At 61.4% G+C, this 23458-nt stretch carries 18 protein-coding genes and 1 pseudogene; 7 read left to right on the top strand and 12 right to left on the bottom strand.

The features are described 5' to 3' along the window. A partial coding sequence (locus tag YH3_RS25090; protein ID WP_154100325.1) for a non-ribosomal peptide synthetase occupies positions 1-5288 on the bottom strand: 5288 nt, incomplete at its 3' end. Positions 5289-5548: 260 nt separating this feature from the next. Between YH3_RS25090 and YH3_RS25085 the strand changes: the two genes are divergently transcribed. From YH3_RS25085 to YH3_RS25075, 3 genes are read left to right on the top strand one after another with little or no spacing between them, the layout of a single operon-like run. Further along, positions 5549-6373 (top strand): FAD binding domain-containing protein, encoded by an 825-nt coding sequence (locus YH3_RS25085; RefSeq protein WP_064444180.1) that lies wholly within the window; start codon positions 5549-5551, stop codon positions 6371-6373. Then, positions 6370-9063, top strand: coding sequence for a molybdopterin-dependent oxidoreductase (locus YH3_RS25080; protein WP_064444179.1), 2694 nt, complete (start codon positions 6370-6372; stop codon positions 9061-9063). The genes YH3_RS25085 and YH3_RS25080 overlap by 4 nt, the downstream gene beginning before the upstream one ends. After that, entirely contained in the window at positions 9060-10031 is a 972-nt protein-coding gene (locus YH3_RS25075; RefSeq protein WP_021333615.1) for an antibiotic biosynthesis monooxygenase, read from the top strand. Before YH3_RS25080 ends, YH3_RS25075 begins: the two co-directional genes overlap by 4 nt. 85 nt (positions 10032-10116) lie before the next feature. Here the strand turns inward: YH3_RS25075 and YH3_RS25070 are convergent. Next, positions 10117-11356, bottom strand: a pseudogene (locus tag YH3_RS25070) (DUF222 domain-containing protein). A gap of 117 nt (positions 11357-11473) precedes the next feature. After that, entirely contained in the window at positions 11474-14626 is a 3153-nt protein-coding gene (locus YH3_RS25065; protein WP_058039494.1) for a multicopper oxidase family protein, read from the bottom strand. Positions 14627-14895: 269 nt separating this feature from the next. Between YH3_RS25065 and YH3_RS25060 the strand changes: the two genes are divergently transcribed. Beyond that, complete coding sequence (locus tag YH3_RS25060) at positions 14896-15507, top strand: glyoxalase (RefSeq protein WP_021333651.1); 612 nt, start codon at positions 14896-14898, stop codon at positions 15505-15507. Positions 15508-15541: 34 nt separating this feature from the next. Here the strand turns inward: YH3_RS25060 and YH3_RS25055 are convergent, their stop codons facing one another. After that, a complete protein-coding gene (locus tag YH3_RS25055) occupies positions 15542-16555 on the bottom strand; it encodes a cation diffusion facilitator family transporter (RefSeq protein WP_058226988.1) in 1014 nt (337 codons plus the stop codon). Beyond that, positions 16552-16974 (bottom strand): metalloregulator ArsR/SmtB family transcription factor, encoded by a 423-nt coding sequence (locus YH3_RS25050; RefSeq protein WP_003942406.1) that lies wholly within the window; start codon positions 16972-16974, stop codon positions 16552-16554. The genes YH3_RS25055 and YH3_RS25050 overlap by 4 nt, the downstream gene beginning before the upstream one ends. 109 nt (positions 16975-17083) lie before the next feature. On the opposite strand from YH3_RS25050, the gene YH3_RS25045 reads away from it, so the two are divergent. Further along, positions 17084-17509, top strand: coding sequence for a nitroreductase/quinone reductase family protein (locus tag YH3_RS25045; RefSeq protein WP_029255500.1), 426 nt, complete (start codon positions 17084-17086; stop codon positions 17507-17509). Between the two features lie 60 nt (positions 17510-17569). Here YH3_RS25045 and YH3_RS25040 read toward each other — a convergent pair whose 3' ends face one another. The 4 genes from YH3_RS25040 to hisI all read right to left on the bottom strand — a co-directional run bounded on the left by YH3_RS25040 (position 17570) and on the right by hisI (position 19000). Further along, a complete protein-coding gene (locus YH3_RS25040; protein WP_042449546.1) occupies positions 17570-17956 on the bottom strand; it encodes a DUF2784 domain-containing protein in 387 nt (128 codons plus the stop codon). A 73-nt stretch (positions 17957-18029) separates the two neighbouring features. Further along, positions 18030-18290: a hypothetical protein gene (locus tag YH3_RS25035; RefSeq protein WP_228401036.1), complete on the bottom strand. Its 261-nt coding sequence runs from the start codon at positions 18288-18290 to the stop codon at positions 18030-18032. A 62-nt stretch (positions 18291-18352) separates the two neighbouring features. Continuing rightward, a complete protein-coding gene (locus YH3_RS25030) occupies positions 18353-18646 on the bottom strand; it encodes a DUF1905 domain-containing protein (RefSeq protein ID WP_042449548.1) in 294 nt (97 codons plus the stop codon). 6 nt (positions 18647-18652) lie between these two features. After that, positions 18653-19000, bottom strand: a complete 348-nt coding sequence (hisI, locus tag YH3_RS25025; RefSeq protein WP_003942390.1) for a phosphoribosyl-AMP cyclohydrolase — start codon at positions 18998-19000, stop codon at positions 18653-18655. A 103-nt stretch (positions 19001-19103) separates the two neighbouring features. On the opposite strand from hisI, the gene YH3_RS25020 reads away from it, so the two are divergent. Continuing rightward, positions 19104-19625, top strand: a complete 522-nt coding sequence (locus YH3_RS25020; RefSeq protein ID WP_030537062.1) for a universal stress protein — start codon at positions 19104-19106, stop codon at positions 19623-19625. 21 nt (positions 19626-19646) lie between these two features. Here the strand turns inward: YH3_RS25020 and YH3_RS25015 are convergent, their stop codons facing one another. Continuing rightward, a complete protein-coding gene (locus YH3_RS25015; RefSeq protein WP_030537063.1) occupies positions 19647-21128 on the bottom strand; it encodes an NAD(P)/FAD-dependent oxidoreductase in 1482 nt (493 codons plus the stop codon). Between the two features lie 104 nt (positions 21129-21232). Between YH3_RS25015 and YH3_RS25010 the strand changes: the two genes are divergently transcribed. Further along, positions 21233-21850, top strand: a complete 618-nt coding sequence (locus YH3_RS25010; RefSeq protein WP_030537064.1) for a TetR/AcrR family transcriptional regulator — start codon at positions 21233-21235, stop codon at positions 21848-21850. Here the strand turns inward: YH3_RS25010 and hisF are convergent. Further along, entirely contained in the window at positions 21847-22620 is a 774-nt protein-coding gene (hisF, locus tag YH3_RS25005; protein WP_003942380.1) for an imidazole glycerol phosphate synthase subunit HisF, read from the bottom strand. The two genes, YH3_RS25010 and hisF, sit on opposite strands and share 4 nt — an antisense overlap. After that, positions 22617-23450, bottom strand: a complete 834-nt coding sequence (locus tag YH3_RS25000) for an inositol monophosphatase family protein (RefSeq protein WP_003942414.1) — start codon at positions 23448-23450, stop codon at positions 22617-22619. The genes hisF and YH3_RS25000 overlap by 4 nt, the downstream gene beginning before the upstream one ends. Positions 23451-23458 lie beyond the last annotated feature (8 nt).

The raw sequence follows: 23458 nt of genomic DNA, 5'->3' as shown, positions 1-23458 counted from the left end.
ACCACAACCCCCACACCATCCCAACCACCCACCACCAACCCACGCTCGGGCGCGCCCAAAATTTCCGTATCCCCTACTGGCACTGTCGGCTCCGACACGACCGACCGGAGGAGGCGGACGAAACGCTCGCCGAACTCGGCGACTGTGGTGCGCTCGAAGATATCGGAGGCATAGGTGAAGGCGGCATCGAAACCCATGGGGACGCCGTCTTTGCCACGCTGCTCGGTGAGCGACAGTTGCAAGTCGAATTTGGCGACACCGACGTCGACTGGAACAACATCGACACCCAGTCCGGGTAGTTCGAGGTGGGGATCTGCGGTGTTCTGGAATTCCAACAGAACCTGGAAGAGCGGTGAGCGAGATGACGAACGCTCCGGCGCAACTGCATCGACGACTCGCTCGAACGGCACCTCGGCTTGTCCGAACGCTGCCAGATCGACTTCGCGAGTTCGTGAAAGGATCTCCTCGAAAGTCGCGGCGGTGTCAACGGTGATTCGCAGGACGACCGTGTTGACGAACATCCCGACCAGATCGTCGAGGACTTGCTCGGCGCGCCCTCCTACCGGAGTCCCGATCGCTATGTCCGGCGAGGCGCTCAGCCGTGCCAACAGAACCGCCAGCACTGCGTGCATCACCATGAACGGTGTCGTGTTGTGATTCCGAGCGAGTTCGAGGAGTTCACTGTGCACGTCTGCGGGCACCGAGAATCGGACCGATTCACCGCGCATGGATCGTTCCGCCGGTCTCGGTCGATCCAGCGGAAGGTCGATCACGTCAGGTAGACCGGCCAGGGTGGACGTCCAGTAGTCCAACTGCTTCGCCTCGAGCGTGTCCGGATCGTCGTCACTGCCGAGCAGTTCGATCTGCCATTGGCTGTAGTCGGCGTACTGCACAGGCAAAGGCGACCAGTCCGGTGCCCGTTTCGCAGCCCGCGCCGCGTAGGCGCGGGTCAGGTCTCGGGCCAGCGGCTCGAGGGATGCTCCGTCCGCCGAAATATGGTGAACTACCAGCGCAAGGACATGATCGTCCGGCGTGACCCGAAAAAGGGAGCCGCGCAGGGGCACGTTCGCGCTCACGTCGAACCCCTCGCGAGCGAGATCGGCGATGCGCCTGTCCAAGGCTTCCTCGTCCACGGATACTTCCCACGCGATCTTCGACGTCACGCGTTCCGAAGGCACTACTACCTGATGTGGGCCGTCGACCGACGCCGGGTAGACGGTACGGAGCGATTCATGCCGATCGACAACATCTCCCACCGCGCGCTGCATCGCAGCGACATCCAAGGCACCTGACAGTCGGACCACCATCGGAATGTTGTAGGCCGGGGACGACGTGTCGAACTGATTGACGAACCACAGGCGTCGTTGTGCCACAGACACCGGAATCTTGTCCCTGTACGAATGTGCCTGCAGGATTGGACGCTTCGAACGCGTGCGATCAACGCGGGATGACTTCGCATCCCGCACGTGACGGGCCAATGATTCGATAGTCGGTGCTTCGAACAAAGTCCGCACCCCGAAATCGATTTCTTCAGCGGCATTTACTCGAGCGATCAGCTTCGTGGCAATCAGTGAGTTCCCGCCCAGCTCGAAGAAGTCGTCACCCGCACCCACCGTCTCGACGCCTAGAACATCGGCAAAAATCTCGGCGAGCACTAGTTCCTCAGCGCCCTCGGGCGGTCGAAAGTCGTCCGACCGAGCATCGAACCGAGGTGCAGGTAAGGCAGCGCGATCGACCTTTCCCGCCGGAGTTACCGGCAACTCGTCGAGTAGAACAAATGCCGCAGGAACCATGTACGACGGAACACGGCTCGCGACGTACCGCGTCAGCTCGGCCGTCGAGAGCGCACTTCCGCCGGCAGGCACGACGTACGTGGTGATCATCGCTGTCCCGGAGGGAGCCGCCCGCGCCACGGTGACTGCATTCTCGACCTGCGGACACGACCGCACGACGCTGTCGATTTCCCCGAGTTCGATACGAAATCCGCGAACTTTCACCTGGAAGTCACTACGACCGACGTACTCGAGTCCACGGCCACGGCGCCACCGCACCAAATCCCCCGTTCGATACATCCGCTGCCCGGGGAGGCCGAAGGGGTCTGCCACGAATCGTTCTGCCGTCAACGCATACTTTCGGTGGTAGCCGCGTGCGAGCGCGTCTCCCGAGATGTACAGCTCGCCCACAACACCGTCGGGGACGGGGTGCAATCGCTGATCGAGCACGATCTCCTCGAAGCCGCGGAGCGGACCGCCCACTGTGATGTTCTCCGACGACACCATCGGCTCGCCGATGTTCGACATGACGGTGGTCTCGGTCGGCCCGTACGCATTGCACAGCCGTCGGCCGGGAGCCCACCGCTGCACAAGATCCGGCGGACAGGCCTCACCACCGACCACCACGTCGCCGAAGTCCGAAAGGCCCTCGGGCGAAACTGTTCCGAGCGCCGCAGTAGTGACAAAACCATGCGTGACACGCTGGGATTCGAGGAAGTGAGACAACTCGTCACCGCCGTAGATCGTGCTCGGCGCAATCACCATGGTCGCTCCGGCACCGAAAGCCAGCAGGTACTCGAAAATCGAGGCGTCGAAACTCGGGGTCGAGAAGTGCAACGTTCGCGCATCCTGGGTCGCACCGAACCGCGAACGCTGTTCGGCAGCAAGCGCTTCCAGTCCACGATGCGAGACCGTCACCCCCTTGGGGAGTCCGGTGGACCCGGACGTGTAGATCACGTATGCGGGATTGTCGGGCCGGATCGGGTGCACCCGATCGACATCGGAGATGGAACGCACGGACAACCGTGCAAGTCGGCCACGGAACTCGGCGTCGTCGATCGCTGACCAGGGAACCGAATCCGGCAAGCGATGAAGTTCCGCGACGACCGTGAGTCCCAGTACGGCGCCGGAATCGGTCAGCATGAAGCGAACACGTTCATCCGGATAGGTCGGATCCACCGGCACGAATGCCGCGCCGGCTTTGCTCACGGCCAACATCGCGACAACCGATTCGATCGAACGCGTCATACCCAGCGCCACAATCTTTTCCGGACCGATGCCGCGGTCGATCAATTCTCGGGCCAACTTCGAGGAACGCTCGTCGAGTTCTCGATACGTCAACTCGTCATCGAGATACGACAGGGCCACGCCGTCGGGGTGTGTGCGCGCCGCACCGTCGAACAAATCGGCCAGGGTGCGATGCGAAGCGCGCGGGTCACCGCGGACAGGCCGTATCGCGGATCGCTCGACGTCGGACAAGATATCGATGTCGCCGACCATCATTGTCGGATCTGTGGTGACGGATTCCAGGACGCGCGCGAACCGCAAACCGAGGCCACGTACCGTCTCGGCGTCGAACAGATCGGTGGCAAACGCGAGCCTCACCGAGATTCCGGACGGCGTACCCACCTCGTCGAAAGTCTCGACCGCAGACACTCCGAGATCGACGCGGCCGATGTCGCGAGGGTGCTCGTCAGCGCCGGCGACGGACTCGAACGTCACCTGTACAACCGGCGCATAGGCGGGTACATCCTCCACGTGCAATGGCTGAACCAACTGCTCGAGCCGTATCTCGCTGTGCGCCCGCGCATTACTGTGGACCTCGACGACACTGTCCAGGAGCGCCGTGAAAGTCGTCACCAGATCGACGCGACTCCGGATGGCGACGATGTTCGCGTCGGATCCCGCGGGCGTACCGATCACAACATCCGAAGCACCGGACAACCGGCTCACCAGGAGAGCAAAGCTCGCATGTAAGACCGCACGAGTGCCCGTCCCGAGATCACTCGCCATCGCCGTGATCCGCGAGTGGGTGTCGGCGGCGATCAGGACCTCAACCCGTCCGTTCTCCAGCGATTGCGTTGCAGGCCTGGGTCGATCGAAGGGAAGTTGCAAAAGTTCGGGCGCGCCGGTGAGCTCATGTCTCCAATATTCGAGTTGCCGGACTTCGCGTTGTCGTCGCTCGCCCTCCCGGGCCGTCGGGCTGTGAATGTCTGCGAGTTCGGCACCGGAATCAGACGCGATCAACTCTTCCAGCAAGCCGACAAAGTTCCGGTGGTGCTCGCGTAAACCCGCCTCCTCGTATCGGATCGGGTTTGCCCGGAAGTCGACACGCAGCCTCTCACCGCTCGGATACACGTTGACCAGAAGGTCTTCCACCGGCCCGGAGGTGACGATGTGATACTCCCCAACCACCTCGCCCAACTGCACCTCCTGGCGAAACAGCATGACGTTGACCATGGGCCCGGCATATGAGTCTTCGCCTTCCAGACCGCTCGTCACGCCTGCGTCCCGACGGATGTCGTCGAGGCTGCAGCGCTGGTGCCGCAATGCACCCATGAGCTCATGTTGGACCTGGGCGAACAGTTCACCGACGGTGTCGACCGCTGCGACACGGATGAGCAGTGGCGTGACGTTCACCATCATGCCGCCCGAGTCCCGCAGCACCGCCGTAGTCCGTCCGGACATCGGAACATGAATCTGGACAGTCTCTTTCGCCGTCATCCGCGCGAGGTACAACGCGAGCGCAGCGATGACCGGTGCAGCGTGGTTCTCGGATTCGTAGAGAAGGGCACAACTTCGGTCCGACATCAGTGTGCTTTCGAGTCGGCTCTCGGTTTGCGCGGGCCCAGAAGCCTCCGCCAGGCTGGATCCGGCGAGGGTGGTATTGCGCTCAGCCCAGTACTCCCGGTCGGCGGCAAATCGATCCGACATTCTGTACCGCTCGTCGATGTCGTACAGCGTCCGGAGTGTCGCGGCACGACTCGGCTGCGAGTCCTTTCTCGCCGCCGAGGCCGAGTACCGATGCGCAATGCGGTTCATCATGGTCATGGCACCGAAACCGTCGAGCGCAACATGATGGATGCGGCTGTACCACAGATAGTGCGCGTCCCCGACGCGCAGCACAGCGGTCGCGACGATTCCGTCAACTGCCAGGTCGAGCTGTGTCCGGCAATCTCGGCGCATCCACCCGAGGGCATCCTCGATCGGATCGGGGGACCCACGGAGGTCGACAAGACGGACGGTGATCTCAGATGTCTCGTCCACGTACTGCATCGGTTGACCGTCGATCTCGATCACTTTGAGCAAAGGAGATTGAAACTCGTATGCCACCGCTCGCGTTTCGCGATCCAGCAGTTCGACGTCGAGTTCGCCGCGCAGCTCCACGTAGTTCGCTATCAGAATCGGGACTTCGGGATCGAATTGCTGAGCGAACCAGGTTGCCCGTTGGGCGGCCGAGAGCGGAAAGAGCGTCTCATCAGGAGGGTCGGTCCGACCTACCTCGAAGGGTTTCACAGCGCCCCGCCCCGCATGATCTCCGCGGCCGCCGAGTGCATAGCCGCGTCCGAATCAACAGCGCGAAAGCAAGAGGCTGATCGCGCCTCTCAAGCAGTCGTACCCAGAATCGGCACGCGCATGCACCGCCGCACCAGTCGATGTCACGTACGTATCGCTCCTGTTTCGCGTGCCCGATATGTACTAAAAGTGTGAATGTGTCTCGTCACCTCGGTAATGTCCCACTCCGAGAAGACACATCCCCCGAGGGGAGCAGGCGCATGGACATCACCACCATTACCGACGTGATACGCCGACCACCGGATCGCCCAGGGAACGTGTGGCGTCCCGGCGACGCCTGGCTCGCGGGAGGAACGTGGCTGTTCTCAGCAGAACAACCCGACACGCGTCGACTGGTCGACCTCACCGCGCTCGGTTGGACACCACTGGAGGTCGGCCCGACTCATTTCGGTGTCGGAGCTACGTGCACCGTTGCCGAACTGTATGCGTTTGTCCCGCCGGACAATTGGCGTGCGAGTCCACTTATTCGCGTCAGCTGCGAGTACTTCCTCTCGTCTTTCAAGGTGTGGAATTCGGCCACCGTAGGCGGCAACATCTGTATGTCGCTTCCGGCCGGACCGATGATCACCCTGGCAGTTGCACTCGAGGCTTCGTTCACACTATGGGCTACCGACGGAACAGTGAGGACCGTCGACGCGTGCGACTTCGTGACCGGTGACCACCAGAATGTCCTGGAGCCGGGCGAAGTCCTTCGGAGCATCGAGTTCCCGGTGCACGCACTCACCAAACGGCACGCCCACCGCCGCTTCAGTCTCACGCACCTCGGCCGTTCGACGATCTTCATGATCGCGACGCAGACTCCTGGCGCCGACGACTTTCACCTCACCATCACCGCCGGCACCACCCATCCGATCCGGCTGACGTTCGACACCATGCCGGACGAGCACTCTCTGCGACGAGCCGTCGACTCCATTTCGGCCGACATTTGGTTCGACGATCCCAACGGAACCCCAGACCACCGCCTCCACCTCGCCCGCCACTACGCCGACGAGCTCCGAAACGAACTCACGGGGAGCCAGTCATGAGCTACACGGTGAACGACCGGCAGTTCCACGAGGAGCCGTTCCCGGGACAGTGTCTCCGGACGTTTCTTCGGCACCTCGGACACCACGGGGTGAAGAAGGGGTGCGACGGCGGGGACTGCGGGGCGTGCACAGTGTGGCTCGACGGAACACCGATACACAGCTGCATCACGCCCGCCTTTCGCGCCGACGGTCGCGCGGTAACCACGATCGAGGGACTCGGCACGCCCGAAGATCTCCATCCGATTCAGCAGCAGTTCCGGGATGCACCCGGCTTTCAGTGTGGGTTCTGCACCGCCGGGATGATCATGACCTCGGCGGCGCTCACCGACGCGCAGAAAGAAGACTTGCCGCGAGCGCTCAAGGGAAACCTGTGCCGCTGCACCGGTTACCGATCCATCGAAGACGCGGTCAACGGTGTCGGTGCTATCGAAGTTGCCCTCCCGGGACAGGCCGTCGGAACCAGCGTCGGGGCGCCGGCGGCCACCGACGTGGTGACCGGCCGAGCCGAATACACTATGGACACCGCCATCGACGGCATGCTGCACCTGAAAGTGCTGCACTCGCCGCACGCACATGCACGCATCAACTCCATCGACACCACCGAGGCGCTCGCCGTCCCCGGTGTCCATCGCGTCTACACCTGGAAAGACGTGCCGCGCAAGCTCTTCACCACGGCAATACATACCGACCACCTTGTCGATCCGGACGACACCTACATTCTCGACAACGTCGTGCGGTTCGTGGGTCAGCGTGTAGTGGCCGTCCTCGCCGACTCCGTCGTCGCTGCGGAAGAAGGCCGTCGGAAGGTGAAGGTCGATTACGAGATCCTGCCTTCCGTGTTTGATCCGGAAGAGGCCATGGCCGACGGCGCTCCAGCCCTGCACGGATCCGACGATCCCTTTGTTCGAGATCCCGAGCACAACATCCTGCTCGAACTTCACGGTCATGTGGGCGACGTCGAGGCAGGGTTCGCCGAGGCCGACGTCATCCACGAAGGCACCTACTTCTCGCCGCGGGTTCAGCACGCGCACCTCGAGACGCACGGTTCGATCTCCTGGATGGAAGACGGACGCCTTCACGTTCGCACAAGTTCGCAGTCCCCCTCCATCGCCAAGGTCAAACTCGCCCATCTCTTCGACCTCCGCCCGGATCAGCTACGCGTGTTCTGCAAACGCGTGGGCGGCGGGTTCGGAGGAAAACAGGAAGTGATCAGCGAGGATCTGGTGGCGCTCGCCACCCTCGACACCGGTCGTCCCGTCTGCCTCGAGTTCACCCGAGAAGAAGAGTTCACCACCGCGTCGCCGCGTCATCCGATGAAGCTCACGATCAAGCTCGGTGCCAAGTCGGACGGAACCCTCACAGCCTTTCAGTATCGCAACGTATCGAACACCGGTGCGTACGGAAACCACGGTGGAGAGACACTCTTTGCCGGCGGCGCGGCAGTATCGCTCTACCGCTGCGCCAACAAGAAGTTCGATGCGTATTCCGTGTACACCAATAACGTCCCGAGCGGCGCTCTGCGTGGGTACGGGATGACGCAACCGGCCTTTGCCGTGGAATCGGCCATGACCGAATTGGCCGTCGCGCTGAACATGGATCCGCTCGAACTGCGTCGACGCAATATCGTCCGACCGGGCGATTCGCTGATCGCACTCGAAGACGGCCCAGACGACGTGATCTTCACCGAAGACGGACTGGGGCAATGCATCGATCTGATCGACACCGCGTTGAAGCGGCAACAGGTTCCCTCGCTCGGAGACGATTGGCTGATCGGCACCGGTACCGCCAGTTCACTACATGAGACCGCGCCACCCACCGAGCACATTTCCGAGGCTTGGCTCACCCTCGGCGAAGACTGTGTATACGAACTTGCCATCGGCACAGTCGAATTCGGTGAGGGAACTTCTACGGCCCACGTGCAGATCGCCGCAAATCAGCTGGGCACAACTCCGTCGCGTGTACGAATCATTCAGTCGGACACCGACCGAACCGGTTTCGACACAGGCGCTTTCGCCAGCGCCGGCCTGTTTGTCGCTGGGAACGCGGTACTTCGCGCGTCGAATGCGCTCCGCGATCGCCTACTTGCCTTCGCCGCGCACCACACCGGCGTGTCGATTGACCAGTGCTCGATGGACGACGACAAGATCGTCTGCGGTAGTACTCGATTAACACTGCAAGAGATACTCGAGGCCGCGCGCCCGCGCGGGATCCGATTCACCGAGGCGCGGAAGGCATACGGATCTCCGCGCAGCGTGGTGTCCAACACTCATGGCTTCCGGATTGCCGTCCATCGCATCACCGGCGAGATCCGCATTCTCTACAGCGTCCAAGCCACCGACGCTGGGGTGATCATCAATCCGGCGCAGGTGCGGGGACAGATCGAAGGTGGCGTCGCCCAGGGCATCGGCTTCGCACTCACCGAGAACTTCCACGTAGACGCAAACGGCGCGATGATGAACCCGAATCTACGTAACTACCGGATCCCGACATATGCAGATATCCCACGCACGGAGGTGATCCTCGTCGAGTCATCAGACTCCGTCGGTCCTCTCCGCTCCAAGGGCATGGCGGAGTGCTGCATCAATCCGGTTGCCCCTGCATTGGCGAACGCACTGCAGGATGCAACCGGGTCACGATTCCGGTCGCTACCGCTCACCCCGGAACGCATCTACACAGGCCTGAACCGATGACCGCGCACACGTCGGCGGACAGCGCCGCGACGGTCATCATCGGCCAGCGAGTGCGTGCCGGACTGGAGAAAGAATTCGAGGTCTGGCAGAAAGATCTCAACCGAGCCGCCGCAGATTATGCAGGCTTCCTCGGGGCAGAAATCGCTGCTCCGACGCCCACCCAACCTGATTGGGTGATCGTGTACCGCTTCGACTCCATCGCTCATGTTCAAGCGTGGATCAACAGCGCGACGAGGCAGGACTACCTCGACAGCGGTCGTCAGTTCTTCGACGGCCCGGCCACGCAGCAGGTAGTGAGCGGCGGGATCAGGCCTCCGGACCCACTGCTGACCGTCGTAGTGACGCACCGAGTAGGTGACGACAGCATCGACGAGTTCCTTGCCTGGCAGGATCGCCTTCGGGAGGTGGAGAGTGCTTTCGACGGATTCCGCGGCACCGAACTGTTTCGCCCCGTCGACGGTGTGCAGGATGAATGGACCCTGCTGTATCGCTTCGACAATGCTGCCCACCTCGATACGTGGCTGACTTCCCCTGAGCGACAACAACTCCTCGCCGAGGGCCGCAAGTTTCACGACTTCGAACTGCGAACCGTGGACAATTCGTTCGGCAGTTGGTTTGCCTTCGACGAGAACGGAAACGAGGCCCCTCCACCTTCGGAGACAAAAACCTCGATCGCGGTCTGGGTCGGTCTCTACCCGACTGTCGTCTTGCTTACTTTGGCGCTGTCACCGCTGAAGCTGCCACTCTGGCTCGGATTGTTGATCGGCAATCTGCTGTCGAGCTTCATCATGAGTTTCTTCACGATGCCGTACTACGTGAATCGACTCCTGCGCCGTTGGCTGCGTCCGCCTCCGGGGATTCCTGTCGCAAAAACCAACGCACAAGGGGTGGCAATCGTCGCCGCTGTGACCTTGTTCTGGGTTATCGTCTTCTACCTCGTGACTACTCAGTTCTGGTCGCTGCCCTGAACTCTCCGGAACACGAAAAGCCAGCGCATGTAACGGGGCATGATTCTTCCCCGGTGCATACGCTGGCATTTTCAGTTATGTCCGTTCACGCGGCCGTTGGTGGGCTGTTCCCGCCGATCGGATGCTGGAACGGATCGATCGACATCGGTGGATAGAACACCGATTTCCGATCCGGACCGATCTCCACCCGCCACTCCGTGTGATGCAGCGTCCGATGATGATGACCACACAACAAGACCAGATTATCGAGATCCGTTGGGCCACCATCACCCCAGTGAACAATATGATGGGCATCGCACCACCCCGACGGAGTCCCGCACCCCGGAAACGCACACCCACCATCACGAACCGCCAACGCCCGCCGCTGCGGCACCGTCGCCGTTCTCGCTTCCTTACCGCAGTCGAGCGGAACACCACTCCCATCCAACAAAATCCGCGTGACCGTGCAGTCGCACGCCAACATCCGCGCGGTATCGATACTGATCGGGCCCACCCAATCCGCCCACGCGAAACCCAACTCCTGAGTCGACGGCAACATATCCTTCAAGGCTTTGAGGTCTGTCATGTCTTTCGCCGACGCAGTCACCGTGATGTGCGGTTTCACCCCGCCCTCGACCGGACCCAACCCCGCCCGCTCATACCGGCGCAACAACTCGCAAAACCCATCCGCCCGCCGCAGCGCCGGAGTACGCGTGTCCTTGACGCCGTCCTTCTCCGGCGTCGGCGCAGACAGACTCGACAACAACGTGATCAGACGTGCCCCGTTCACCGCATCCAGATCACCCTTCACCGACACCCGCCCGTACAAACCCTTCGACGCGTAGAACTCGTTACGCTCCGAATCCTCACCCACCGGAACCCCGTCCTCACGCCTGCCGTACTGCTTCTCGATCCGCCGAATCGCCGCCCGCACCGCATCACAATCGGCAATGTTCTGCGACGCCAACCCCAACAGAATCCCGCGAGCCTTGTCCACATCCGCCAGGGTCATGTTCTTCGGTGGATGCTGACAAAACGACGCCACCTGACGGGCTTTCAACGCATCCACGTCACCACGGTGAAACGCATCGCCCACAACAGGCTCGAGCATCAACAACCTCGCCAACCCGACCAACAGACTGCACTCACCGATCTCCAAATTCGTCGAACCATGCAACCACTGCGCGATCGCCCGAAAACCTCTCCCGCCGAGAACCTCCCGGGAAAACATCTCCACGATCAACAACACCATCCGCGACTGCAACTCGTGCCGGACACGCACCAGAATCCAGAACCTCGCCCTTGAGGCCCTCACCATCCAGCTGCCACGCTCCCCGACTGTCCATACCGAAAGTTTAATCGAACACACTTTCGATAACCAGAGACAAACCGGACAACTTCGAGAACAGGAAGGCTCGAGACACGTTGATATGAAACTACTTTCAGCAACTCTCAAAACCGGATCATCGGCCGCCGAGCGGCAGAACTCCCCCGCCGACGGGATAGGGCGGCAGCGTTCCCACAAGCGTCGGTGTCAATGTGGTCGCAGACGGATCGGCACGACCGAGAGTGAATTTCCGAACTTCGGCACCCGTTCCGTTGCTGCCGCTGACGAGGAGATCCGCGCCGGTAGTCGTGCTCGTCGTGGCCACTCCCACACCCGACTCTGGAGCGGTGAACGGGTCGAAAGCTGCAACCTCCCGAAATGCCACGTCCGTCGAATGGTGATCTGGACTCTCGAGGTACATCTCGGGTGCACCGTCGAGCCTGGATCCACTCGAGAAGACGCGGATTGATCCTTCTCCTCCGAGCATGCCTGCCACTATCGACTTTGCGCCGCCCTCGGCGCCGGCCACCCAACCCGTCGACAGAGACACCCCGTCGCGGTAGCCCTGATCGAATGCCAAGAACTGCGACGTCATTACAGGACCAGCCGTATGACCTGCGTGTTCATCGGAGCCGCCCTGCGCAGCCGCCGTCGGTTCGTACAGGTCGTAGCGGAACGTCTTGATCAACGGCTCCTCGCCCGCACCCGGTGCGGTCACGATGCTCGCTCGACCGGAGTGACTGTCAACCATTCCGGTTGCGAACGTGACTCCGCTACTCGATCCCGGGTACGGCGAGAACGAACCGAATTCTGCGGGTGCGGACCTCTTGTCCGCCGGAAGGTCGGTGGAGTAAATCTTGACCTGCGACTCCATCCCTGGGCCCGAGGCAACGATGATGTTGTCCGCCAGTGCGTTTCCGTCGATATCGACGCCGCCGATGTTCACTCCGCCACGAAAACCCACATCGAAGGGGGCAAATCTTGCCAACTCGTCGGTGAACGGCACGCCGCCGACTGCGTTGTACGCCACCACTTCCGGAGCCGAGCCTGCACCTGTTCCAGCGACCAGATCAAGCACCATGTCTCCGTTCACGTCCGCCATCGCAACACTCGGGGTGCCTTCGAACGACGGGAAGGGCGTCACAGCAGTGATCAGTTTGTCGCCGTTGGCATCGAATATCTGCACCTTGGCGGGCACGCCGGCCGAACCAGGTATCGCGACGGCATATGTCGATACCTCGGGAATCACGTTGACAGTCGCCATCAAACCGTTGTCCTCGTGATTGAGTCGGTGGCAGTGAATCACAAAGGTTCCGGTGTACTCGGTGAACTTCGTTCGCAACGTCACTGACGCAGGCTCGAGAGCATTCTCATTCTCGTCAGTCACCGGAGCGGGCACGTTCACGTTGTCGATTCCCCATGGCTGAACCCCTGTCGTGGTACCTGCGACGGGATCCACAACTTCCGTTACCTGGAAGTCGTTGACGTGAATATGCATCGGGTGTTCGTCGTTGTTGAGGTTCGTGATCTTCCATTCCTCAACGGAATTCAGTCGCGGTTGAATCAGCGGAATGTTGGGGAACGTGTTGTCGGCGAATTCGTAGGTGAAGGCCTTCGGATCACTGTTGCTGGCCTTCTCGTTTCCGAACCCACCGGACACTGTGAGGTTGCGGGTCACGTCGGGCGTCATCGCTGCGGTATCCACGAACGAGGTGTAGGTATCGAGCTTCTGTCCGAACTCGAAGGGAGTCGTCTTTCCTTCGCCCTCGTCTGGCGTCGCACGGATCAACTGCTGAGTCGGGAACGTGAAGAATCCGTCCGCGTAACTGATCACCGACGGGTCGACGGTGACGGTTCCGAGTTCGGCGGGCGGATTGTCGGTACCGTTGTTGGTGTAGAGAATGCCTGGATTGCTCACCGGCTTTGCACCTTCGAGCGGTGGCATCTCCAGCACCAGATCGCCGGACTCCGGCATCGTCACTGCGATTGCGTATCGCGAGGCCGGCGGAATCACCAGCCTGGTTCCGTCCCCGTCCACGGGTGGCCTGACCTCGTCGAACGGGTTTCCGTCCTGCCCTACGATGGCGAACTTCGGATGGGCGCCGGTTGCGGTTTCCGTCAACGTGACCGGCATGTAGGCAAAGTCGCTGATGTTGGCAAGCACCCAGATCTCGGTCTGCCCCGGCTTCAGTTTCAGCGACGGCTGGAACTGACCGTTCACGGTGTACTGCACATCGCGTTGGTTGTCCGGCAGTGAGGGATCGGCCGGTACAGTCGTCGATTCACCCACGAAGCTCTGCAGATTGCCTGGAACGAATTGATTCTGTCCACGATGATTGGCCGGGGACAACGGTCCGGTATACCAGTTGGTGAAATACTGCGCGCCCTCGGTGGTGTCCGAGAAATTCACCGGAGCAAGGCTCGGACGGTACGTCCCGTCGGCTAGTTCCGTACCGGCGGGTGGCGTCAACGTACTGACGAATTGGGGCCAGTTCGCGTCGTTGAGCTGTCGGCCCTTTCCTTTGCGGTCGAATACGAAGTTGTACTGCAGTGCCATATCGCGAATCGGAACGTCGTTTGCCGTCACGACAGGCAGATTGCCGTCCGGCCGGCCGATTTCCAGTAGCCCGGCCAGGCCCATGTACGTCTGCTGGGCGGTGAGGGTGTGCCGGTGACTGTGATACCAGTACAGACCGTTCGGCATCGTCCCCGGAATCGCGTAGTCGTACACGTTTCCCTGGCCGGCTGGAATGTTGAGCAACACGTTGTCCGCATTGCCGTCCGGACTCACGTGCACTCCGTGCGTGTGCAGATTCAGCGGAGCCGACGTCAGCGCCGGCGGATAGATCGGCACGCCCCCGCCCGCAGGTGTGAATGCCGGATCGTAGAAGTCCTGGATCGTGAGATCCTGCAAATCGTTGTCGTAATGAATGATCAATCGCTCTCCGGGATTGACGCGGAGAGTCGGCGCCGGATAGACGTCACTCGCCGAGGTCGATCCGTCCGACGCCGTACCGCGGATGACCTCGTACCCGAAGAGCAGAAAATTCGACACAGGCGCCGAAGCGGTATCGAGCGGAATCACTCCCTGATGAGCGGACAAGCGCACCTCGAGAACACCATCTCGGCTACTCAGTTTCACCGGCTCCCGATAGTCGACGGCGGTTCCGCCAGAGCCGTAATTGCCGCCCACCTCGGGCGCCGATTCACCGGAGGTACACGCGGCCAACGCCATCGTCATGGACACCACAACTGCTGCGGCTAACGACTTTCGTCGCAGTGCGATCACTGGTTTCCCCGTTCCATGGTGGCGTGAGGTACGTCCGATCAGCGCTCACCAGCCTATCGAGAAAACATCGGCTGAACAGGATATTCACGACAAATCGCCCACCTAAGGCCTGCGTGAGTGCTGCACCTTGCAAGCAGTCTCAGCAAACCGATCAGAAATCGAGAAGCACAACCACGGGACCCGCAATTACGTTGAAACACATGAACACACCACAGAAGTCCACTTCCGACCACACGTCGCCAATCCACACATCAGCAGGGAGCGCCCAGATGACCACCGCGAAATCCGTGATACTCGACGTTCCCGACCTCGCGGCAGCCGAAGCCTTCTACAACGCTCTCGGCGTCGGAGATCGAATCCAGCTACGCGAATCGAACGAACCGACAACAGGGTTTCGTGGGTACACCCTTTCGCTCGTCGTCTCCCAACCGAACATCGTCGACGCCTTCGTCGGCGCAGCACTCGCAGCCGGTGCCACCGCCTTGAAGCCTGTCAAGAAATCCCTCTGGGGATACGGCGGAGTCGTCCAGGCTCCAGACGGTTCGATCTGGAAGATCGCCACGTCGTCGAAGAAGAACGACGGGCCGGCCACCCGCACGATCGACAGCCTCGTGCTGCTGCTCGGCGCCGAAGACGTCAAGGCCAGCAAGCAGTTCTACCTCGACCGCGGACTCGAGGTGTCCAAGAGCTTCGGTCGCAAGTACGTCGAATTCACCAGTGCAGCAAACAATGTGACACTCGCACTGTATGGTCGCCGCGCTTTGGCAAAGGATGCCGGGGTTGCTCCGGAAGGCACCGGATCACACCGTCTGACCGTTGCCGGCGCGTCTGAAACCTTCACAGACCCAGACGGTTTCGCCTGGGAAGCCGCCTGCGCTTGACATCAAGCACAGATCACCGGGAAGGCGGCCGGTATCAGACTTCGGAGTTGGCCGCGTCATGCGCCGGGTACGCATGCACCAAGGCAGTAGCGAGTTTGGGCACCGCGTGAGTGAGCGAATGCTCGGCGCTGTGTGCAATCGCATGAGCTTCGGCAAGTGTTGCCCGGGGATCGATGTCGAGTTCTGCATCGGCATGCAGTCGGTGTCCGATCCACCGCATCTTCAGATCACGAACACCGAGGACTCCAGGTTCGTGCATCAATGCATGCTCTGCGTCGTCCACCAACTCAGGTTCGACGCCGTCCATCAACCTCCGGAAGACGTCTCGCGCTGCAGTCCTGAGCACCGCCACGATGGCAACGGTGATGACAAGGCCGATGATCGGATCTGCCAACGGGAAACCCAGCGCAACTCCCCCCACCCCCAGAAGGACTGCGAGCGAAGTGAATCCGTCGGTCCGAGCATGCAATCCATCGGCCACCAGGGCCGCTGAACCGATTTGCCTGCCGACCCTGATCCGATACAACGCCACCAATTCGTTTCCGATGAAACCGATCAAACCTGCCGCCGCTACCCAACCGAGGTGCTCGATCTCGACCGGGTTGATCAATCGCCTCACCGCCTCGACACCGGCGATCACTGCCGACAGTGCGATCATGGCGAGCACGAACAGTCCGGCCAAATCCTCCGCACGCCCGAAACCATAGGTATAGCGCCTGGTCGCAGCGCGCCGACCGAGCGCGAAGGCAATCCAGAGTGGGACTGCCGTGAGCGCGTCGGAGAAGTTGTGAATGGTGTCCGCCAGCAGCGCCACCGAACCCGAGATCGCCACGATCGCAACCTGAGCAACTGCGGTGACTCCGAGCGCGACAAGACTGATCTTGACCGCCCGGATGCCGATTGCGCTCGATTCCAATGCGTCGTCGACACTGTCGGCAGCGTCGTGACTGTGCGGCGAGAACACTTCGCGGACTGCCGATCGAAATCCCTTCGGCCCGTGGACATGGCGGTGGCCGTGGCCGTGGGACGTCTTGGGTTCGTGCGTCATGACGCACCTTCTTCTTGATCGGTCCGATCGACGTTCGCCGAGCGCTCCGGGTGTATCTCCCGAAGCTCACCTTCACTACGGTGATGCCCCGGCAATCCGGGTCCGGCATGCTCCGCATTGAAGACCGCATCCGTAACCAGTTGGCGCACATGGTCGTTCTCCAGGCGATAGAACACCGTCGTACCATCGCGGCGCGTTCGTACCAACCTTGCCATGCGCAATTTCGCCAGGTGCTGCGACACCGAGGGCGCCGGCTTGCCGACGCGTTCCGCCAGTTCGTTCACCGAGCACTCGCGGTCTACCAATGCCCACAAAACCTGCACACGGGTTGCGTCGGCCAGCATGCGGAACACCTCGACGACGAGGTCGACCTGATCATCGGGAAGCTTACGGCGACAAACACCACTATCTGCGTTCATACGTAGATAGTAGATCATGCTGGACGCCGAAGATGACCTCTCGTCGATTCACCAGTTGTGCAAAGCTTGGCGGCAGAGCCCTTCGCCACTCGCAGACCGGGAGACAACGATGAGTACCGACGATTGGAACGCAGGAATCATTGCGGAATTTCGGGAGAACGAGGGCAAGGTAGGTGGCCCCTTCGAAGGTGCGCCCATGGTGTTGGTCCACCACACAGGACGCAAATCCGGACGCGATTTCGTGAGTCCCATGATGTATCTGGCAGACGAGCAGGATCCGAAGACCATCTACGTTTTTGCATCCAAGGCCGGTGCCCCGACCAATCCCGACTGGTACTACAACCTCGTTGCCACCGACCAGGCAGAGGTCGAGATCGGCACCGAAACATACCCGGTCTCCGTCAGCGAAGTAACCGGCGAGAAGCGTGACCGCATCTACGACGAGCAGGCCAGTCGATACCCGGGATTTGCCGAATACGCGGAGAAGACCGCTGGGATCCGCACAATCCCGGTGGTAGCCCTGACTCGCGCGTAAATCCTGGTAGCACCTCCCAGTCGTTTCCATTCGGAAACGGCTGGGATCGTTTGTACGGAATCAGGTCGCTGAAGGGGCTTTGACCTCACCCTTCGCATGCCGTCCGAGCAGCACGTATCCGACCCAGGATCCGACAACCACTGTCGCCGCGAGCGCCTGTACAAGGCCTTCGATACTCGCCGGATAGAACACGCCGGTGATGTAGTGCGAGATGAATCCGGTGGACGGCAACTCCGCGATCCCGGCCATCCGGCGGGCCCAGTTCTCGAGATTGGTCAGCGGGCAGTCATATCCGACCGCTATCGAACCGGCTCCCCAGACGACTGCAAGTAGGTGGAAACCGATGGTACGACGCCACTTCCACGCCACGAATCCACCCAGCACCACATAGAGAACAAACCCGAAGTGAACGAACACCGTTACTACTTCGATGAGCCGATACACCATCGTCGTCTCCGCTCGTGGCGCGGAAGTCCCGCAACAACCAGACTAATCCGATGTTAGTCCTCGTAGAGGTGATCTACCCGGTGTATGCAGCGGTCGTGCGAGCAGCGGCGGCTGCAGCCGCATCCGGGTCGTCGCCCGATGCGATCGCAGCTTCGGCCCACAGTTCACTGCTTCCCGCGATGAATGCCTTGGCCTCGTCGCTCGCCGACCACTCGGGTGTCTCGAGTGGCGTCGCGATCCCCAGTTCCACGTGTCGAGCCAACCCGAGCAGTCCCATGTCCCACCCGACACCGAGGGCACCTGGACCGTACTCGGCCCACCGATCCGGCGCCACGTCCGCGGCGTGTGCGAAGTCGAACAGAATTGCACGACGGCGCTCCTTGGTTCGGGAAAACTTCAGCTCAGGCGCTGCTGTAGATGTACCGCTACCTCTTCTCCAGCGGCGCTCTTGCCGATCGCCTTGCACAGCGCCACGCGCAGCGGAAGCCAGTGCGGTCCGTCGCCGGAGGGCATCAGCGTCGCCTCGAAGGGATGCTCACCATCGAGGGTTCCGAGCACCTTCACAGCGCGTCTGGTTCCCAGAAGTTCCGCCGAGCCGGGCACGGTCAAGAACGTTGCGAACGCACCGTCTTTCTCGATGGGAGCGGTGAACGAGTAATCGAGCGGTTGTGGAGTCTTGTCAGTGGCCATCTCGCGTCACTGCTCAGCAGCGAGCAGGACGTCGGTGTCGAAACACGTGTGAGTGCCGGTGTGGCACGCGGCGCCCTCCTGATCGACGATCAGCAAGACGGAATCGCCGTCACAGTCGAGGCGCACCTCGTGCACGTACTGGGTGTGCCCGGAGGTCTCTCCCTTGACCCAGTACTGCTGCCGCGAGCGCGAATAGTACGTCCCCTTACGGGTTTCCAGTGTTCGCGCGAGCGCTTCGTCGTCCATCCACGCGACCATCAGCACATCACCGGTCGACTTCTCCTGCGCAACCGCGCTGAACAGTCCGGCGTCGTTTCGCTTCAGCTTCGCCGCGATTGCGGGATCAAGACTCATATGACGTTTATACCTTCCACCTGTGACTTCCGTGGAATTCCCCTGCACGGCCGCCCTAGAATGGAAGTTCCTTCGCTTCTCTCGCTTTGGAAGAAGATCCGACATGAACCATCAACGTCATGACGGTCCGCACCCGGAGTACATCTGCCATCTCGCGAACCTGAGTACCGATCGCGTCCGAACCCGCCACGTCGTTCTCGGCATCGGCCCAGGTGCTACCAGCAAGAATGTACTCAGCTACGCACTGACGCTTGCCGCCAAGGAGGATTCAGCCCTCCACGTCGTTCACTGCATCACGTCAGAGGACCTACCTGTCGAAACCGACTCACCAGAATTCGAAACGCGTCTGCACGACGAGATGGTGTCGCAACGCGAGCAGACAACCTCGGCACTTGCCTCGCACGCTGACACCTGGACGTACGACTGCACCTATGGAGACCCGGCCGGTGTCATTCTCGCAACCGCGGACAAATACGACGCATTTACCATCGTGATCGGATCTCCGCGAAAAGGCGCTGCCTCCGCGGTGAGCCGACTGATGCACATCTCGGTCACTTCCCGACTGAACCGGCAGAACCGTTATCCCGTGATATCGGTTCCGACCGGAGTCAGCTCGGCAAGATAGCCGAACGCGGGACAAGCCCGCCTAGATGATCGAATAGTCCTCGAGCGGAAAGCGTTTCGCTTCGACGAACGCATTCCGTGTAGACGTGGGCCGCAGAATCGCAGCCTCGCCGTGCTGATTGAAGTAATAGCTTCGTGCAGTCTGGCAACTACCGCCGTAGAAGACGGAGTCCGCCAGGTTCTCGGTCATCCGGTCGAGAAACTCGGCGTTGGCAGTTTCGGTGACCTCGAATGTTTCCGCGCCGCGCCGTTTCACCTCGCCGAACAGTCGATCCATGTGCTGCATCTGGGATTCGATCGTCGTGAAGTAGGACAACCCGCTGTACGAGTACGGACTGGCGAGCGTGAGGAAATTGGGGAAATACGGAACCGCGACCCCTTCGTAGGCCTGGAAACGGTTGTCGCGCCACCACTTACCGAGGTTTCGTCCCTCTCGACCGATAACCTCGATGGCTGGAAAATTCACATCCCAGAGGTTGAATCCCGTTGCCAGCACCAAGGTGTCGATCTCGGTCTTGCGACCGTCGGCGGTGACGATTCCGTCGGCAGCGATGTGGTCGATCGGCGTCGTTTCGAGATGCACGTTGTCCTTGGTGAACGTACGGAAGTAGCTGTTGGAAAATGTGGGACGCTTGCACCCGAAGTCGTAGTCCGGTGTGAGTTGTTTGCGAAGGCTGGCGTCGCTGACCTGGGACCGCAGAAACGCACGTGATGCGGCCGCCGCACCCTTGTTCAACAGTTTGACCTGCTTGTAGTGCAGGACCGCGCTGACCATGATCATTTCTAGGATCGACGAACTGACAGCGCGCGCGATTCGCTGGGTGAGCGGAATACGCGAGAACAGCTTCTGCACTGCATTCGGAATGGGGACGTCGATCTTGGGAACCACCCAGATCGGCGTGCGCTGGTAGACGGTCAACTCTGCGGCCTGACGCGCCACCTCGGGGATCAACTGCACAGCGGTGGCGCCGGTTCCGATGATTGCGGTCTTGGTGCCGGACAGATCGTAGGAATCGTCCCAGGCCGTGGTGTGGATGATCTTGCCGGCGAAGTCGTCGATACCGGAGATGTCGGGCCGATGCGGTTGCGAGAGGAAACCCGTCGCAGTCAGGAGATACTTGGCAGTGATGTCCGGCGCGCCTTCGACGGATACGACCCAGTGCGAGGAATCCTCGTCCCAGCGGGCTCCGTTGACCACGGCACCGAACGTCATGTGCTTCCGCAGATCGTACTTGTCCGCGACGTGATCGGCGTACTTCTTCAGTTCCGCGCCCGGTGCGAAAAGCCTGGACCAGTTCGGATTGGGCTCGAACGAATACGAGTAGGTGACCGACGCGATGTCGACAGCCAGACCGGGATAGCGGTTGACGTGCCAGGTTCCACCCAGATCGTCCTCGCGCTCGAGGATCGCCAGGTTGTTCAGGCCCAGCCGCTTGAGTTGAATGGCCGCACCCATTCCGCCGAAGCCCGCCCCCACCACAACTGCGTCGTACTGCACTGCCATCGGAGAATCCCTCTCGTGAACTGCACATCAGAAAAACTGCACATCAGAAACTGACACGTCATTCCGTTATTGAGAACGGTATCATTCCTGATGTGACGAAGGCCATGACCAGAGCGGAACGAAAAAAGGCGGAATTGCGCCGCGAGATCATCGACGCATCATTCGAGTGCTTCGCCCAGCGCGGCTATCACGCAACCGGAATTGCCGACATCGCAACAACTCTCGGAATCGGCCACGGGACCTTCTACCGGTACTTCGAGAACAAGCGCGACATCATCGATCACGTCATCGACGACCTCGTCGCAAAGATCATCAGCGCACTGGCCACCGAGAATGCTCCCGACGCCGCCAGCACACTGGACGAGTACCGCGCCCAAGTGGGACGGATCGCCGAGGCGCTCCCCCGCATCTTCTTCGACGACCCCCGCATCCCGCGGGTTCTGCTGTTCGAGACGACGGGCGTCGACGCCGATCTGACGGGCCGGATGCTCGATCTACTCGACCAGTCGGCATCGTTGACCGCGGCGTACCTGCACCACGGAGTCGAATGCGGCTATCTACGCGCCGACCTCGATGTCGACAACACTGCCCACGCCGTCAACGGCATGATGCTGGCAAGTGCGATTCAAGGATTGCGAGCCGGTTCGTCCGTCGACTGCACGGCGTTGAACCAAGCCATCAGCCGCCTCATGTTCGACGGAATCCGCGCCGAGAACGCCTAGCGAACAACGATTCCCTCGGCACGCATCGCATCCTTGACCTCCGGGATGCTCAGATCGCCGAAGTGGAAGACACTTGCTGCGAGAACTGCGTCTGCGCCCGCTTCGACTGCCGGGGCAAAGTGCTCGACCAGGCCGGCACCGCCACTGGCGATCACCGGTACGTGGACTGCCGCCCGGACAGCGCGGATCATCAGAAGGTCGAAGCCCGCTTTGGTGCCGTCGGCATCCATCGAGTTGAGCAGGATCTCCCCCACTCCCAACTCTGCACCACGCTCGGCCCACTCGACAGCGTCGATCCCGGTGCCGCGCTTGCCCCCGTGCGTCGTGACCTCCCACCCCGACGGTGTGTCCGGCTGCCCCTGGGGAACGGTGCGGGCATCGACCGAGAGGACGATGCACTGCGAGCCGAAACGCTCACTCAGTTCCTTCAGCAGTTCCGGGCGCGCAATCGCCGCGGTGTTCACGCTGACCTTGTCGGCACCGGCACGCAGCAGACGATCGACATCCGCGACCGTGCGCACTCCACCGCCGACGGTCAGAGGAATGAAAACCTGCTCGGCAGTGCGACTTACGACGTCGAGCATCGTGCCGCGATCCGACGTGGAGGCGGTCACGTCCAGGAAGGTCAGTTCGTCGGCGCCCTGAGCGTCGTACGCTGCCGCGAGTTCCACCGGATCTCCGGCGTCGCGAAGATTCTCGAAATTGACACCCTTGACCACTCGCCCGGCGTCGACGTCGAGGCACGGAATCACACGAACTGCGAGGGTCATGACTGTGGTCCTCCTGAGGACGAAGCGCGCGGATCACCGAGCGCGTTGAGGATATCGAGAATCTCACCGTGGATGCCCGGAGCGGCAGCGAGCACCGACTCCGATTCTACGGTCCACGGGCGGCCGGCCAGGTCGGTGACCACCCCGCCCGCACCGCGAACGAGCGCGACCCCGGCCGCGTTGTCCCACGCGTTGCGGCCGTAGACGATCGCACCGCCCAGGATGCCGGCCGCGGTGAAGGCCAGATCGACTCCGGTTGAACCGTGTATCCGGATCCGCGAGGACACCTTGCTGATCTCGGCGAGGAGGTCGAGACGGAAACTGCCGGGGATCCGCCCTCGACTGTTGACGTTGAGCGCACCCAAGCCGACGATCGACGACGCCAGATCGGTTGGCTCCAGCGGCGGTACGGCGATTCCATTGACCAACAACGGACCGCCGGCGCGAGTCGCGTACGTGTGACCGATCAATGGAAGCCAGGTCAATCCGAGCACCGGGACACCGTCGTCGAGAAGCGCCAACAGCGTTCCGGCAGTGGGCAATCCGGCCGAGTAGTTGAAAGTACCGTCAACGGGGTCGAGAACCCAGACGAGCCCGGAACCGACGTCGGGACCGCCGAATTCCTCGCCGTGCACCTCGATGCCGGTCTGCTCGAACAACTCCGCGGTCAACCGCTTCTCGAGCGCAAGATCGACCTCGGTGGCAAAATCACCCCAGCCCTTGCGGACCGCACTCGGGGCGCCGACACCGGAGACGAACTGATCGTGGACGCCGTCGAGAAGCCGACCCGCAATCGCGAGAAGTTCGTCGAGGTCACGCGTCGGAGTCATCTGGAAAA

This window comes from Rhodococcus sp. YH3-3 (assembly GCF_001653035.1).
GTDB lineage: Bacteria > Actinomycetota > Actinomycetes > Mycobacteriales > Mycobacteriaceae > Rhodococcus_F > Rhodococcus_F qingshengii.
The sequence above is the reverse complement of the archived record's forward strand: the minus strand, read 5'-3'. Positions and strand labels throughout refer to the sequence as shown.

Bases quoted from the DNA above. Each gene is read 5' to 3' on its own strand.
- YH3_RS25030 (WP_042449548.1), bottom strand. From the start codon at position 18,646: ATGGCCACTGACAAGACTCCACAACCGCTCGATTACTCGTTCACCGCT.
- YH3_RS25055 (WP_058226988.1), bottom strand. From the start codon at position 16,555: ATGACGCACGAACCCAAGACGTCCCACGGCCACGGCCACCGCCATGTC.
- YH3_RS25040 (WP_042449546.1), bottom strand. From the start codon at position 17,956: ATGGTGTATCGGCTCATCGAAGTAGTAACGGTGTTCGTTCACTTCGGG.
- YH3_RS25085 (WP_064444180.1), top strand. From the start codon at position 5,549: ATGGACATCACCACCATTACCGACGTGATACGCCGACCACCGGATCGC.
- YH3_RS25075 (WP_021333615.1), top strand. From the start codon at position 9,060: ATGACCGCGCACACGTCGGCGGACAGCGCCGCGACGGTCATCATCGGC.
- YH3_RS25050 (WP_003942406.1), bottom strand. From the start codon at position 16,974: ATGAACGCAGATAGTGGTGTTTGTCGCCGTAAGCTTCCCGATGATCAG.
- YH3_RS25010 (WP_030537064.1), top strand. From the start codon at position 21,233: ATGACCAGAGCGGAACGAAAAAAGGCGGAATTGCGCCGCGAGATCATC.
- YH3_RS25020 (WP_030537062.1), top strand. From the start codon at position 19,104: ATGAACCATCAACGTCATGACGGTCCGCACCCGGAGTACATCTGCCAT.
- YH3_RS25080 (WP_064444179.1), top strand. From the start codon at position 6,370: ATGAGCTACACGGTGAACGACCGGCAGTTCCACGAGGAGCCGTTCCCG.
- YH3_RS25000 (WP_003942414.1), bottom strand. From the start codon at position 23,450: ATGACTCCGACGCGTGACCTCGACGAACTTCTCGCGATTGCGGGTCGG.
- YH3_RS25015 (WP_030537063.1), bottom strand. From the start codon at position 21,128: ATGGCAGTGCAGTACGACGCAGTTGTGGTGGGGGCGGGCTTCGGCGGA.
- YH3_RS25060 (WP_021333651.1), top strand. From the start codon at position 14,896: ATGACCACCGCGAAATCCGTGATACTCGACGTTCCCGACCTCGCGGCA.
- hisI (WP_003942390.1), bottom strand. From the start codon at position 19,000: ATGAGTCTTGATCCCGCAATCGCGGCGAAGCTGAAGCGAAACGACGCC.
- hisF (WP_003942380.1), bottom strand. From the start codon at position 22,620: ATGACCCTCGCAGTTCGTGTGATTCCGTGCCTCGACGTCGACGCCGGG.
- YH3_RS25045 (WP_029255500.1), top strand. From the start codon at position 17,084: ATGAGTACCGACGATTGGAACGCAGGAATCATTGCGGAATTTCGGGAG.